General features: G+C 65.8%; 10 protein-coding genes. 2 read left to right on the forward strand and 8 right to left on the reverse strand.

Features of this window, described 5'->3' with window-relative positions:
• Nucleotides 1-33: 33 nt before the first annotated feature.
• From ppa to hemC, 5 genes are all read right to left on the reverse strand, one after another.
• Nucleotides 34-573 (reverse strand): inorganic diphosphatase, encoded by a 540-nt coding sequence (ppa, locus tag NMB41_RS15975; protein ID WP_494378795.1) that lies wholly within the window; start codon nucleotides 571-573, stop codon nucleotides 34-36.
• Between the two features lie 157 nt (nucleotides 574-730).
• Nucleotides 731-1,897 carry a heme biosynthesis protein HemY gene (locus NMB41_RS15980; RefSeq protein WP_494382852.1) on the reverse strand — a complete coding sequence of 389 codons (1,167 nt, stop codon included), beginning with the start codon at nucleotides 1,895-1,897 and terminating at the stop codon, nucleotides 731-733.
• Between the two features lie 34 nt (nucleotides 1,898-1,931).
• Complete coding sequence (locus NMB41_RS15985) at nucleotides 1,932-3,092, reverse strand: uroporphyrinogen-III C-methyltransferase (RefSeq protein WP_494378796.1); 1,161 nt, start codon at nucleotides 3,090-3,092, stop codon at nucleotides 1,932-1,934.
• Nucleotides 3,089-3,856, reverse strand: a complete 768-nt coding sequence (locus tag NMB41_RS15990; protein WP_494378797.1) for a uroporphyrinogen-III synthase — start codon at nucleotides 3,854-3,856, stop codon at nucleotides 3,089-3,091. The genes NMB41_RS15985 and NMB41_RS15990 overlap by 4 nt, the downstream gene beginning before the upstream one ends.
• A 15-nt stretch (nucleotides 3,857-3,871) precedes the next feature.
• The gene (gene hemC, locus NMB41_RS15995; protein ID WP_494378798.1) at nucleotides 3,872-4,870 is read right to left on the reverse strand and encodes a hydroxymethylbilane synthase; all 999 of its coding nucleotides are present in this window, start codon (nucleotides 4,868-4,870) and stop codon (nucleotides 3,872-3,874) included.
• 165 nt (nucleotides 4,871-5,035) lie between these two features.
• Here hemC and ppc point away from each other — a divergent pair, with 165 nt between their 5' ends.
• The gene (gene ppc, locus NMB41_RS16000) at nucleotides 5,036-7,852 is read left to right on the forward strand and encodes a phosphoenolpyruvate carboxylase (protein ID WP_494378799.1); all 2,817 of its coding nucleotides are present in this window, start codon (nucleotides 5,036-5,038) and stop codon (nucleotides 7,850-7,852) included.
• Between the two features lie 212 nt (nucleotides 7,853-8,064).
• Here ppc and NMB41_RS16005 read toward each other — a convergent pair whose 3' ends face one another.
• The 3 genes from NMB41_RS16005 to rpoD all read right to left on the reverse strand — a co-directional run bounded on the left by NMB41_RS16005 (nucleotide 8,065) and on the right by rpoD (nucleotide 13,714).
• Nucleotides 8,065-8,874 (reverse strand): transporter, encoded by an 810-nt coding sequence (locus NMB41_RS16005; protein ID WP_494378800.1) that lies wholly within the window; start codon nucleotides 8,872-8,874, stop codon nucleotides 8,065-8,067.
• 99 nt (nucleotides 8,875-8,973) lie between these two features.
• Nucleotides 8,974-10,869 carry a methyl-accepting chemotaxis protein gene (locus NMB41_RS16010; protein WP_494382853.1) on the reverse strand — a complete coding sequence of 632 codons (1,896 nt, stop codon included), beginning with the start codon at nucleotides 10,867-10,869 and terminating at the stop codon, nucleotides 8,974-8,976.
• 250 nt (nucleotides 10,870-11,119) lie between these two features.
• On the reverse strand, nucleotides 11,120-13,714 hold the full coding sequence (rpoD, locus tag NMB41_RS16015) for an RNA polymerase sigma factor RpoD (RefSeq protein ID WP_494378801.1): 2,595 nt from the start codon (nucleotides 13,712-13,714) through the stop codon (nucleotides 11,120-11,122).
• Nucleotides 13,715-14,293: 579 nt separating this feature from the next.
• Here rpoD and NMB41_RS16020 point away from each other — a divergent pair.
• Nucleotides 14,294-14,854: a ProQ/FINO family protein gene (locus NMB41_RS16020; protein WP_494382854.1), complete on the forward strand. Its 561-nt coding sequence runs from the start codon at nucleotides 14,294-14,296 to the stop codon at nucleotides 14,852-14,854.
• The last annotated feature ends 9 nt before the right edge of the window (nucleotides 14,855-14,863 follow it).

Below are 14,863 nucleotides of genomic sequence, written 5' to 3' on the forward strand. Positions count from 1 at the left end.
AGGGTGCCGGGCCTTCTCACGCGCGCAGGCGTATTACTTCTGTGCCTGGGCCTTGTAGGCTGCGACGCCGTTGACGATCTCTTCCTTGGCCGCGTCCGGACCTTCCCAGCCTTCGATCTTGACCCACTTGCCTTTTTCGAGGTCCTTGTAATGCTCGAAGAAGTGCTGGATCTGCTGCAGGCGCAGGTCTTGCAAGTCCTCCGGCTTTTGCCAGTGGCTGTAGATCGGCAGGATCTTGTCGACAGGCACGGCCAGGATCTTGGCATCGCCGCCGGCTTCGTCGGTCATCTTCAGCACGCCGATGGCGCGGCAACGCACTACCACGCCCGGGAACAGCGGGAACGGGGTGATCACCAGCACGTCGCACGGGTCGCCGTCGTCGGACAGGGTTTGCGGCACGTAGCCGTAGTTGCACGGATAGTGCATCGCGGTACCCATGAAGCGGTCGACGAAGATCGCACCCGTGTCCTTGTCCACTTCGTACTTGATCGGATCGGCGTTCATCGGGATTTCAATGATGACGTTGAAGTCGTTCGGCACATCGCGGCCGGATGGGACGTTGTTCAGGCTCATGGGTCGTTCCTTGGTTGCTGAAGATTCAATAAAGGGGAGCATTATATCGAATAGGCATGAGCTTGTGCAGCGTAGGGTGGGCACTCCGTGCCCACGCGTGCAGCCTGCACGGTGATGGCCGGGACTTTCGTGGAACGAAGCCAACACCCTCCGGCGATCACAAAATATTCGCCAGCGCACTCTGCCGATAATGATTCGCCGCCGGCGCCTCCTGCCCCAGCGCCTCGTGCAGCTGGGCCAGTTTCAGGTGGATGTCGCGCACCATGTTCGAGGCGGTGGCGTCCGACAAGGCCTGCTCCAGGTAGCGCTGGGCCTTGCCCCAGAGTTTCTGGCGCAGGCACAGGGCGCCGAGCGTGAGCGCCAGTTCCGCATCGTTCGGGCGTTCGCGCAGCCAGGTTTCGCAGTGCTCGATCTGGGCCAGCAAGGTCGGCGAGCCCGCCGGCCCCGCCGCGTCGCGGTAGGCGCGCAGCACGCGCTCGTCCCAGCCGGCGCGCAGGGCATCCTCGGCGATGACGCGTGCTTCGTCCTGCAGGCCGCTGGCATTGAAGGCCTGGGCGGCGCGCGCGGCAATATACGGCTTGGTGCGGTCGCTCGAAGGCACGCCGGCCCAGACGCGGCGGATCGCTTCCGGGTCGCGCCCTTCTTCCGACAGCAGCGCCTCGTAGGCCAGCTCGCGCAGGCGGCCGGCGAGCGCCGGGTGCAGCGCCTTGCGCTTGTCCAGGATGCGCACCAGGCGCAGCACTTCCGGCCAGTTGCGCGCCTGCTGGTTCGCCTTCATCGACCATTGCAGGGCGTGGATGTGGCGCTGGCCGCTGGCGTTCAGTTCCGCCACGGCGGCCAGCGCCGCTTCCGGCTGGTGGTCGTCGACCAGCAGCTCGATGATCGTCATCAGGCGCGCGGTTTTCAAGCCGTTGTCGTGGGCCACGCCGGCCAGCCAGGCATCGCGCCGGGCCGGTTCGCGCATGCGGTGCGCCGCGCGCGCGCCGATCAGGGCGGCCAGGGCCGCGTTCTCGGGCAGGTCGGCGGCGCGCATGGCGGCTTTTTCGGCGTGGCCAAAGCGGCCCTCGAATAAAGCTTTCAGCGCGTCGCGCAAGCCCTTGTTGCCGTCGCGCTCGCGTTTGCGCAGGCGGTAGGCGGCCACGCGGTCGGGCATGCGCAGCGCCGAGACAACCGCGCGCGCCAGGCCGTACAAGGTCAGGAACAGGAGCCCCATCAGCACCACGAACAGGTTCAGCGACATGTCGATCCGGTGCGGCGGGTAAAACAGCACCACGTTGCCCGGATTGAAGCGCGCCGTCACGGCGATGCCGATGGCCGCGGCCATCAGGGCGACTAACCAGAGAAGTAGACGCATTTTATTAAGGCTTCTTGTAGTTGCGCACGGCGTTCAGGCTGTCGGCCAGCGTCGGCATCTCGATCGCGAGATTGTTCGCCTGCACCTGGCGCAGCGCCGACTGGGCTTGCTGCGTGGTGCGGGCGCGCGTGTCGAAATACTTGTCCAGCGTCTCCTGGGCCGCCCTGAGATCGCCGGCGAAGGTCGTCTCGTCGCGCGAGAGCAAGGCCAGGCGCGCGTTCAGCAGGCGCAGCTTGAGGTTCTCGCGCACGAAATAATTCTGGTCCGGCGAGAGCATCAGCGCTTCGGGCGTGTTCACGCTGCGCACGCGGATCAGCTGGCGCACGTCGTCCCACATTTCCGCACTCCAGTTGCGCCAGGTGGCGAGCATGCGCTCGCCAATGCCCATCGCGGCGTCCGGCGTGGCGGCTCCCGCGGCCGCTTTTTGTGCACGCTCTTCGCGCACAGGTGCGGCCGGCAGCAGCGGCTTTTCGCCCGAGAGCAGCGGCAGCGTGTCGACCTGGGCGATGACGCTGTCCAGGCGCAGGGCCACGCCCGCGAGATCCACGGCCGGGGTGGCCTTGAGTTTCTCCAGGTCGGACGCGATCGCGCGGCGCACGATAATGAATTGCGGCTTGTCCGAGCGCGACAGCGAACGGTCCGCGTTCTGCAGCGCGATCAGCGCGCCCTGCACGTTGCCGGACAACTGCAACTGCTGGCTGGCGGTGGACAGCACCTGCTCGACTTCCGACAGCGCCCACTCGTCGCGGCTCTTCGACAAATCCTGGTAGAGCTGCTCCAGGGCGAGCTGCTGGCTCTGGTTTTCCAGCTGGCGGCTCTCGAGCACGCCCACCTTCAGCTGCAAGGCTTTCGATTGCTCGACGACGTCGCGTGCCAGCGAGGCCGTTTCGGCATTCACCTCATTGCCTTTTTGCAGGCTGCGCGCCATTTCGTGGCGCAACGTGTTGATGCGGCTGTGGCTCGACCAGGTCTGTGCCATCAAGAGCACGGCCAGGGCGATCACGGCCAGCGGCAGCGGGCGCGTGATCTGCTCGGCCAGGCCCGGGCCGGCGCGGCGCTCCGGAGCGCGCGGGCGATACGATTCAGGCGCCGGCGCGGGAGGCGCAGGGTGGGCGGCGGGTGGCTGCGTCGGTGGCAGCTCTGGTTGGTTCGGCAGTTCGTTCATTTTTGAGATTGTAACGCGGCAAGCAAACGCTCGTCGCCCGAGCCGGTAAGCGTCACCTGCGCCAGCCCGAGCGCCTGCGCGGTGGCGGCAATCCGGGCGTGCGGCACGATGACGTGCTGCTGTTGCATCTGGAGGACAAACGCATCGCCGAGCTCGGCCAGCAGGCCGAACAGCCCGCGCAAAGCCTCCGAGCTCGTGATTATCCAGTCGTTCGGCGCGGCCAGCAAGGCGTGCAGTTGCGCGGCCAGTTCAGGCGTGAGCGCCGGCACGCTGCGCCGGTAAGCCGGCACCACGTTGACAGCAGCGCCGGCGCCCCGAAAACCGTCGGCCATCAGCTCGCGCCCGGCGTCGCCGCGCACGATGAGCACCTGCTTGCCCGCCAGCGCGGCCAGGTCGAGCGAAGCGAGCAAATTCTCGGAGTCGCTGCGCGTCGGATCGAGCGGCCCGAGGATGGTGGCGTTATTCGCGTCCAGCCCGTGCCGTGCCAGCGCCGCGCGGCTGCCCTCGCCCAGCACGGCCAGCGCCACCTGGCGCGGCCACTGTTCGATATGCGCGAAGGCCGCGTCGATGGCGTTCGGCGACACAAACGCGACCAGCGCGTAGCGCGGCAGGTCGGCCAGCGCCGCCGCCAGTTGCGACTGGTCGGCCAGCGGCGCGATCTCCAGCAGCGGCAGCAGCACCGGCGTACGCCCGAGCGCCGCCACGGCCTCGGCCAGGGCCTGGCCTTGCGCGCGTGGCCGGGTGATGATGACCTGGCGCGGCATCAGCCTGACACGGCCTCAGACATCGGCCGCGGCCTCCTGCCGGCAGACGGCCAGGATCGCCTGCGCATCCTGTTGTTCGAGCAGGCTCGACACCTGCTCGCCGAGCAGTTCCGGCTGGTCCGCCGGGCCGCGCAACTCGGCGAACGCGCTGCGCGTGCCGTCGGGCGTGGCGACCATCGCGCGCAAATGCATCTGCGCGCCATCGACCGTCGCGTGCGCGGCCAGCGGAATTTGGCAGCTGCCTCCAAAGATCTTCGAGACCTTGCGCTCGGCCAGCACGGCGTGCAGCGTGTCCGCATGGCTCAGGGGCGCCAGGATGGCGTGCAGGTCGACGCCGTCAAGACGCGCGCCGCTCGCCACTTCGATCGCCATCGCGCCCTGCCCGGCCGCCGGCAGGCTGACTTCTGGGTCGAGCACGCTGCGGATGCGCTGCGGCAGGCCGAGGCGGATCAAGCCCGCGGCGGCGAGGATGATGGCCGCGTACTCGCCGCGATCGAGTTTGCCCAGGCGCGTATCGAGATTGCCGCGCAGGGGCTTGATGACCAGCTGCGGGTAGCGCGCCGCGACCAGGGCCTGGCGGCGCAGGCTGCTCGTGCCCACGACAGCGCCGGCCGGCAGCTGGTCCAGGCTGGCATAGTCGTTCGACACAAAGGCGTCGCGCGGATCTTCGCGCTCGAGCACGGCCGCCAGCGCAAAGCCTTCGGGCAGGTCCATCGGCATGTCTTTCAGCGAATGCACGGCCAGGTCGGCGCGGCCCTCGGCCATCGCCACTTCGAGCTCCTTGACGAAGAGGCCCTTGCCGCCTACTTTTGACAGCGTGCGGTCGAGGATCTGGTCGCCGCGCGTCGTCATGCCGAGGATGCTGATTTGGCAATCTGGATATAATGCGGCGAGACGATCGCGCACGTGCTCGGCCTGCCACATGGCCAGGCGGCTCTCGCGCGACGCGATGATCAGCTGTGCCGGCAAGCGTACTGCGGGTTTCTGCTCCTGCTCCTGTCCCTGCTGCGTCATGTAATAGCTTTCAAAACGAATGTTCCACTGTCGTTGCGCCGACCGGGCCGATGCCAGTAAGAGCGCTTGCGAAGAATCACAAATTTTAGCATGCGCCCTCCCTCACAACATGGCCGACCGCCGTGTCTATTTTGGTGTACCTGACAACTGAGAACAGTGGCCGATATGGATAACCCCGTTGCACCCGAAACGAATGCAGGCGCCGACAAGGACGCCCCGTTAAAAGAAGACATCCGCCTGCTCGGCCGCCTGCTCGGCGACGTGCTGCGCGACCAGGAGGGCGACGCCGTCTTCGACGTCGTCGAAACCATCCGCCAGACCGCCGTGCGCTTCCGGCGCGACGCCGACCCCGAGGCCGGCGAAGAACTGACTTCGCTGCTGCACAAGCTCACGCGCAACCAGACCATTTCGGTGGTGCGCGCCTTTTCCTATTTTTCGCACCTGGCCAACATCGCCGAGGACCAGCACCACAACCGGCGCCGCCGCGCGCACCTGCTGGCCGGTTCCAGCCCGCGCGAAGGCAGCGTCGGCCACGCCCTGGGCAAGCTGCGCGGCGCCGGCGTCGACCAGAACACGGTCGAGACTTTCCTGCGCAACGCCCTGATCGCACCGGTGCTGACGGCCCACCCGACCGAAGTGCAGCGCAAGTCGATCCTGGACGCCGAGCACGACATCGCGCGCCTGCTGGCCGAACGCGACCAGCCGCTGACGCCCAAGGAGCAGGTGCGCAACCTGCAGCTGCTGCAAGCGCGCATCGCTACGCTGTGGCAGACGCGCATGCTGCGCTACACCAAGCTGACGGTGGCCGACGAGATCGAGAACGCCCTCTCCTACTACCGCATTACCTTCCTGCGCGAGCTGCCGGCGCTGTACGACGACATCGAAGACGAGATCGGCGTCCAGTACCACGGCAGCGCACCGCAGCTGGGCGACGCGGCCTATGTGCAGATGGGCAGCTGGATTGGGGGCGACCGCGACGGCAACCCGAACGTGAACGCCGACACCATGCGCCACGCGACGATGCGCCACGCCACCACCATCCTCGACTTTTACCTCGACGAAGTGCATGCGCTGGGCGCCGAGCTGTCGACGTCGACCCTGATGGTCGACATCACCCCGGCCATGCAGGCGCTGGCCGCGCGCTCGACCGACCAGTCCGAGCACCGCGCCGACGAACCCTACCGGCGCGCCCTGATCGGCATGTACGCGCGCCTGGCGAGCACCGCGCGCGAACTGGGCGCGACCAACATCCTGCGCAAGGAAGTCGGCCACGCCGAGCCCTATGCGGACGCAGCCGAGTTTGCGGTCGACCTGAACGTGCTGGCCGAATCGCTGAAGCTGAACCACGGCGCCATGCTGGTCGTGCCGCGCCTGGCGGGCCTGATGCGCGCGGCGCACATCTTCGGCTTCCACCTGGCCTCGCTCGACATGCGCCAGACCTCGGACGTGCACGAGCGCGTGCTGGCCGAATTGTTCGAAAAGGCCAAGGTCGAGGCGGACTACGCGGCGCTGTCGGAAGAGGACAAGGTCAAGCTCCTGCTGCTTGAAATCGCCCAGCCGCGCCTGCTGTATTCGCCCTTCGAGACTTATACCGACGAGACCCAGTCGGAGCTGGCCATCGTGCGCGCCGCGCGCGAGATCCGCCAGCGCTACGGCGTGCGCGCAATCCGCAACTACATCATCTCGCACACCGAAGCGGTATCGGACCTGCTGGAAGTGCTGCTGCTGCTGAAGGAAGCGGGCCTGGTGCGTCCGTCGGCGGGCGTGTCGGACGTGATGGTGATCCCGCTCTTCGAAACCATCCCCGACCTGCAGCGCGCCGGCGACATCATGGAAGCCTGGATGGCGCTCGCGCCCGTCACGCGCATCGTCCACAACCAGGGCCGCCTGCAGGAAGTCATGCTGGGCTATTCGGACTCGAACAAGGATGGCGGCTTCCTCACCTCGAACTGGGAGCTCTACCAGGCCGAATTGAAACTGGTCGACGTATTCGAGCGCGCCGGCGTCAAGCTGCGCCTGTTCCATGGCCGCGGCGGCACCGTCGGGCGCGGCGGCGGTCCGAGCTACCAGGCGATCCTGGCGCAGCCGCCGGGCACGGTGAACGGCCAGATCCGCCTGACCGAACAGGGCGAGATCATCGCCTCGAAATTCTCGAATCCCGAGATCGGCCGGCGCAACCTGGAACTGCTGGTGGCGGCCACCCTGGAAGCGAGCCTGATGCCGCATGCGCTCGAAGGCGAGAAGGCCGAGCAGCTTGCCGTGTTCGAAGGCGTGATGGCCGAGCTGTCGCAGCGCGCCTACGCGGCCTACCGCGACCTGGTCTACGAAACGCCGGGCTTTACCGACTACTTCTTCGCCGCCACGCCGATTGCCGAAATCGCGGAACTGAACCTCGGTTCGCGACCGGCTTCGCGCAAGTCGACGCGCCGCATCGAAGACCTGCGTGCGATTCCCTGGGGCTTCTCCTGGGGCCAGTGCCGCCTGCTGCTGCCGGGCTGGTACGGTTTCGGGGCGGCCGTCGCGGGCTGGCTGCAGGAAGACACGGGCGGCGAGCGCCTGGCGACGCTGCAGACCATGTTCCGCGAATGGCCCTTCTTCGCCACCCTGCTCTCGAACATGGACATGGTGCTGGCCAAGACCGACCTGGCGATCGCCTCGCGCTATGCCGGACTGGTGCCGGACGTGGCGCTGCGCGAACGCATCTTCAAGCGCATCGCCGCCGAACATGGCGAAACGCTGCGCCAGCTGGAAGCGGTCACCGGCGCCAAGGAGCGCCTGGCGGCCAACCCGCTGCTGGCGCGCTCGATCCAGAACCGCTTCGCCTATCTCGACCCGCTGAACCACCTGCAGGTCGAGCTGATCCACCGCCACCGCGCCATGTCGCGCAAAGTCAGCGAAGGTGGAGAGATGGATCCGCGCGTGCACCGCGGCATCCATTTGTCGATCAATGGCGTCGCCGCGGGCTTGCGCAACACGGGATGATGTCGTGCTGACGGTGGCGTAACGTAGGGTGGGCACTCTGTGCCCACGCGGACGTATGCGCCGCGTTGGCGGCATTACGGCCGCACCGCCCGCGAATCGGAAACGTATGCGGATGATCCGCCATGACCCGTTCGACTGGATTGCGTTATCGCCGCGAGCATACGCCAACATGACGCACGCTTTCGCGTGGGCACAGAGTGCCCACCCTACGGTTAGCGCCTGATCGACAGCCCCACGGTGAAGCTGGCGTAGGGCGTGCGATGGTTCAGCCCACGCGAAAACATCGTATCGATCTGAAGATCGTTCGACAGGAAGTAAGCGGCGCCGACGTCGAAGCGCGCCTGCGTGCCGCCATGCCGGCTGCGCGCGATCTGCGGCAGCGCGACTTCCACAAACCCATGCAGGCGTTCGCTGAAGCCCTTTTCCAGCACGACGCCGAAGATGCCGTAGTTGTAGCGGCCGCTCTCGTCCCTGTTTTCGACAGCCAGGCCGGGCATGACGCCCAGTTCGAACTCGCCCGGCAGCTCCCACTCGCTGACCACGCGCAGCCCCGGCCGCACGCCCTCGCCGCGCAGGCGTGCCGACCCGGTCGGCAATTCGGCGTCGACCAGGACAGACATCGACGGCCGCATGCCGCCTGCATCGAGCACGTGCCAGTTGAAGCCGATCGCCGTATCGGCATAGCCGGCAAAGCTAGCGCGCTCGCCGCTGGCCTTGTCGCGGCGGTGCTGCACGGTGCGCCCTTCGCTTTCGATGCGCAGTTCGACCGTGTCGCTCAAGCCGACACGCAGCAGGGTCGGCATCGAATAGGTGCGTTCGTGTTCGTCGGCGCTGCGTTCGCGCTCGACCAGGAAACCGGATTCGAGCTGGACCCTGCCCTTGCCGACGACTTCACTCGTCTCGACCAGATCGGGGCGGTCGCTCACGAGTTTCCCGTCGTTCTCCTGCGCCCCTGCGGCAGCGCAGGCAAAGGCAAGCAGCATAGCGCAGGCGGCGGGATGGATTGCAGTTCTTCGGGACATGCTCAGCTCCTGGCGGTCGGTCAAACCGGCGGACCGACCGCCGGCGAGCTGACAATTTTACAACTGCCGCCCTCGCCAGGCTCGCCCGATTGGAGGAGCTCAGTCCCCGGCAGGCGCCGCCAGCAAGCGGCGCCCTGCCGGCTGCGGCGCGGCCGCATGCCCTTCTTCTTCCAGCTTGAAGACACTGACCACGCGCGCCAGCGTCGCGGTCTGTTCTTCCAGCGCGCTGGCGGCAGCCGCCGCTTCCTCGACCAGGGCCGCGTTCTGCTGGGTCGCATCGTCCATCGTTGCGATCGACTCGTTGACCTGGCCGATGCCCTGGCTCTGCTCGGTGCTGGCCGCATCGATCTCGCGCATCAGGTCGGCCACGCGGCCCACCGCCTGCACGATGCCGGTCATGGTCGCGCCGGCCGCATCGACCAGGCGCGTGCCCGCTTCGACCTTGCTGCTCGAGTCGTTGATCAGTTCCTTGATTTCCTTGGCCGCCGCGGCCGAGCGCTGGGCCAGGTTGCGCACTTCGCTGGCGACGACCGCGAAGCCGCGGCCCTGTTCGCCCGCGCGCGCCGCTTCCACGGCCGCGTTCAGGGCCAGGATGTTGGTCTGGAAGGCGATGCCGTCGATCACGCCGATGATGTCGGCAATCTTGCGCGAGCTGTCGCTGATCGATCCCATCGTGGTCACGACTTCGCCCACCACCTGGCCACCCTTGTGGGCCTGGTCGCTGGCCGACACCACCAGGGTATTGGCCTGGCGCGCGTTGTCGGCATTCTGGCGCACGGTCGAGGTCAGTTCTTCCATGGCGGCCGCGGTTTCTTCCAGGCTCGAGGCCTGGGCTTCGGTACGGCTCGACAGGTTCATGTTGCCGGCGGCGATTTCGCTCGATGCGCCGGCAATGGCGTGGCTGCTGCGCCGCACTTCGCTCATCGTGTGGTTCAGCGAGGAGACGAAGCGGTTGAAGGCGTCGGCCAGCAGCCCGACTTCGTCGCCGGATTCGACCGGCATGCGGCGCGTCAGGTCGCCCTTGCCGTCGGCGATTTCGCCCAGCATGGCCGCGGCACGCGCGACCGGTGCGGCAATCGCGCGGCTGACCAGGAAGATGACGAACATGCCGATGCCGCCGCCGACGACGCCGGCAACCAGGGCTGCGATCGTGGCCGAACGCGCCAGGTCGCCCAGCACTTCGGACTCCGGCACCTGGGCGACGACGTACATGTCGAGTTCCGGGACATACGAGGATGCGAAGATCAGGCTTGCCTGGCCGGCAGCGCTCTCGGCGTGAGTGAATTCGCTCTTGTTGAACAGCTGCGCGATCAATGCGCTCGAGAAGCCCGGCAGGTCCTTCATGTTGTGCTCGCCATCGGAGAGCTTCGCTTCGCGGTGCAGCACGATGGTGCCGTTCGGCCGGGCCAGGAACACGTGGCCGGACTTGCCGACCTTGTGGGCGCGCACGGCGTCGGCCATCGCGTTGACCGACAGCCCCAGGCCCGCCACGGCCAGCTTGCCGTCGCCCGCGTCGACCCGGGCGTTGATGAACAGCTTCATTTCGCCGGTTTTCGGGTCCGGGTCGAGGTTCAATGCGTAGGGCTTGCCGGTGGCGAGGAAGGCGTCCATCCAGGCGTCGCGCGGATTACCCTTCTCCATCATGTAGCTCAGGCCGGTCTGGTCCATGAATTTCATCTGGCTCGGCGAGGCCCAGAACACGGTGGCGGCCTTGTTCACCTCCTTCATTTTCGCCGCGTAGGCGCGCCACGCATCGAGACCGGCATCGGCCAGGTTGTCGCGTTCCCAGGCATGCAGGAAGGTGTTGTTCGCCACCGCCATCGAGGCCGTGGCCGGGCCGCCGATCTGGCGCAGGATGTCGTTGCGGATGGCGCCGACGATCGCCGGCAGTTCCTGCCCGACCGCGCGCTCGCGCAGGCCCTTGCCGGTCAGCGCGACGCTGAGGGTGGAGGAAAGGACAAGGAAGAGCAGCAGGCAGGCGGCCATGCTGAGCATGAGCTTGGTTTTGATCGACGAACGACGGAGAATCTGGGCGAGCATGGTTGGTGGGAGTTGGAGAGAATTGAAGGGAATATTGCCTTGCAGCATGTTCCCGCGCCCTCGCCCATGCGTCAACTTGTTTACCGAAAAGCGTTTATACAGTTTTAAGGAACTGTTGTGATTCGGTCGGATTGATAGTGAACACGCAAGACAAAAAAAATGCCGCTCAGCGAATGAGCGGCATTTTCATCAAGCCAAGCAAGGCTTATTTATCATGCAGGAAGGTCTTGAGCTTGTCCGAACGCGACGGCTGGCGCAGCTTGCTCATGGCCTTCGCTTCGATCTGGCGAATACGCTCGCGCGTCACGTCGAATTGCTTGCCGACTTCTTCGAGCGTGTGGTCGTTCGACATCTCGACGCCGTAGCGCATGCGCAGCACTTTCGCTTCGCGCGGGGTCAGCGAGTCCAGCACTTCCTTGATCACGTTGCGCATCGAGGCGTGCAGCGCGGCGTCCAGCGGCGCCAGGGTGGTGTTGTCCTCGATGAAGTCGCCCAGCTGCGAATCGCCGTCCTCGCCCATCGGGGTTTCCATCGAAATCGGCTCTTTGGCGATCTTCATGATCTCGCGAACCTTGTTCTCCGGCATTTCCATTTTCAAAGCCAGGGTTGGCAGGTCCGGCTCGCTGCCGGTTTCCTGCATGATCTGGCGCGAGATGCGGTTCATCTTGTTGATCGTCTCGATCATGTGCACCGGCACGCGGATGGTGCGGGCCATGTCGGCGATCGAACGCGTGATCGCCTGGCGGATCCACCAGGTCGCGTAGGTCGAGAATTTATAGCCGCGGCGGTATTCGAATTTATCGACCGCCTTCAAGAGGCCGATATTGCCTTCCTGGATCAGGTCGAGGAATTGCAGGCCGCGGTTAATATATTTTTTAGCAATGGAGATCACCAGACGCAAATTCGCGACGGTCATTTCGCGCTTGGCGGTGCGGGCGCGCTTCTCGCCGGCCGCCATCTGCTTGTTGATCTTGCGCAGGTCGGCCAGCGGCAGCGCCACGCGCGCCTGCAGGTCGATCATGCGCTGCTGCAGTTCCTTGATGGCAGGCAGGTTACGGCCCAGCACGGCGCTGTACGGATAAGCGCAGTCGACTTCGCGGTCGCCCCAGGCCAGGTCGGTTTCATTGCCCGGGAAGACCTTGATGAAGTGGGCGCGCGGCATGCCGCAGCGGTTCACGCAGATGTCGAGCACGGCGCGCTCGATGGCGCGCACTTCGTCCATCTGGTGGCGCAGCGTGTCGCACAGCTTTTCCACGACTTTCGCGGTGAAGCGGATGCCCAGCAGCTCGTTCGAGATGATGTCCTGCGCCTTTTCATACGCAGGCGAGCCGTAGCCGCTGGTCTTGAAGGCGTGGCCCATGCGGTCGAACTGCTCTTCGATCAGGGCGAATTTTTCGAGCGCGCCGCGGCGCAGCTGCGCCAGCTGCTCGGTCGAATAGCCGGCCGCGCCGCCGGCGGCGTCGCCGTCTTCTTCCTCTTCGACTTCTTCCTCTTCTTCTTCGTCCTCATCCGAGGCGGCAGCCTTGGGAGCGGCAACGGGTGCCGGCGCAGGCGCGCCGCTGTCGTTGTGGTCGACGAAACCATCGACCACTTCGTCGATCTTCATTTCGTCGGCGGCGATCTTGTGCGACAGCGAGATGATTTCCGAAATCGTGGTCGGGCAGGCCGAAATGGCCTGGACCATGTCCTTCAGGCCTTGCTCGATGCGTTTCGCGATCTCGATTTCGCCTTCGCGCGTGAGCAGCGAGACGGCGCCCATCTCACGCATGTACATGCGCACCGGGTCGGTCGTGCGGCCGAAGTCGGAGTCGACCGTCGACAGCGCGGTTGCGGCGGCGGCTTCGACTTCGTCTTCGCTCGTCGGCGTCACGGCATTGTCCGACAGCAGCATCATTTCCGCTTCCGGCGCGCGCTCGTAGACGGCGATGCCCATGTCGTTGAAGGTCGCGATAATGCCTTCGATCGCTTCCGGATCGATGATGTTTTCCGGCAGGTGGTCGTTGATCTCCGCATGGGTCAGGTAGCCGCGCTCCTTGCCCATGTTGATCAGGTTGCGCAGCTGGGTGCGGCGCTTTTCCAGTTCCACTTCCGAGAAGCCCTGTTCGGTGCCCAGCGTCGGCATGCCCTTGGCCTTGCGCTCGCGCGCCTTCGACACGGCCTTCAGTTCGGCGCGTTCGACGGCGTTCAGCGCCGCGACTTCGTCGTTTTCCGGCGTGAACTCGCTTGGTTTGCGGCCACGGCGGCCCGGCACCTTCACTTGCGGGAGCAGGTAGCCGGTGGTGTCGACCGCGGCGAGGGTGGCCGCGTCGGTGGTCTGGCTGACCGAGCTGCCGGCGGTCTGGATCACGGTCGCCAGCGGCTCGACGCGACGCGCGACGCGGGCCTTGCCGGCTTTCGGGGCTTCTTCACCGCTTGCTTCCGGCGCTGCCGGCACTGCCGCTTCTGGCACAGGTGCTGCCGCTTCAGCGTTTTCGCTTGCCGCCAGGGCGGCCAGTTTCGAGCCGCGCTTGCGCACGATCACCGGAGCCGCTGCAGGCGCTTCCTGCGCTTCGACAGCGTCGGCGGCCGGCGCGACAGCGAGCTCGGCCATTTCCGCTGCCGGCGTCTCCGTCCTCGCCTCATCGGCCTGGGGCTTGATCGCAGCCAGGCGCGAACGCGTCTTGACCACCGTCACCTTGGCCGCCGCTTCCGTTTCGAGGAAGTAGGAGGTCGCGGTTTTCGGCACCGCCAGCTGCGCCGTGGCGCTCTTGGCCGGCGCTTTCTTTGCGGTCAGTGTCAGTGTCTTGGCGGTGTTCTTCATGAAAAGCTCTCCTGTCGAGGCGGGTGCGCGCCTGCGAGGTCAAATGGGCACCACGGCCTGCAGGCGGCCGCGGTTAAAGTGTCGGGAAGGGCCCTAAATCAGGGCGGACAAGCCGTAAATCAAGCGCGGCCTCACCTGCGGCGGCATGCGGCGGGGCCGGATGCGCAATAAGCAGGAATAAAGAAGGCAGTGGTCAGGATCGCGGTGTGCATGTCAAAACGAAAAAAAGCCCGTCGGCTGGGAAACGGGCTTGCATCTATCTTTCTGGATTCAAAAGACGGGACAGGCAACAGTATGCCTCAAGGCAAGAATTGGTGATAATTGATATATCGGATAAGCGATATAACCAAATCACATATTGTTGCTTTTCAGTCCACGAATGGCTCTCCAGTCCTTCTGCGCCGACGCAAGCCGTGCGCAAGGCAAGAGGCGGATCATACACGATTTCGCGAATGCAGGCGCCACCCTGCGCATGACGAACGGTCACACTCGCCTGCTCAGCAGAAGTCACACGATTGGCAGCGCACTAGTGCGGGCCAGCATGCTATCCTTCGGATTCCTGTTATTACCATGAAGTCAATGAATACCATCAGTTCTGCCGCCGAGTCCGTCGACGCCAACACCCCTTCCCCAGCCCAGACCCCGAACACTGAGGCATTGATTCCGCAAGACGCGGTGGAAAGCAATCCTGATGCCGCTGTTGAAACGGCTGCGGCTTCCGCGCCGGCCGCAAGCGCTACGCCAGCCCCGTCGGCACGCGCCCTGCTCAAGCAGCTGCAGCAGCAATTCCCCGCCTTCCGCGATTGCCTGCCGCTGGCCATCGGCATCGACAAGCAGCTGCTGGCACGCATCCCGGGCCTGGACCGCAAGGCCATGCGCGCCGCGCTCGGCATCCACACCGGCTCGATGCGCTACCTGCGCGCGATGGAAAAGGCCACCGTGCGCTACGACCTCGACGGCGTGGCCGGCGCGGAAGTGACCGACACCCACCGCCTGCACGCCAAGGAACAGCTGCAGCTGCGCTTCAAGAAGGAAGCCGACCGCAAGAAGGCGGAAAAGGCTGCCGAGGCCGAAGCCGAAGCTGCGCGCCTGCGCCAGGAAAAGCTGCAGCAGCTCGCCTCCAAGTTCTCGCGCGGCTGATCGAGTGGC

This window comes from Massilia sp. FBCC-B171, assembly GCF_059134155.1.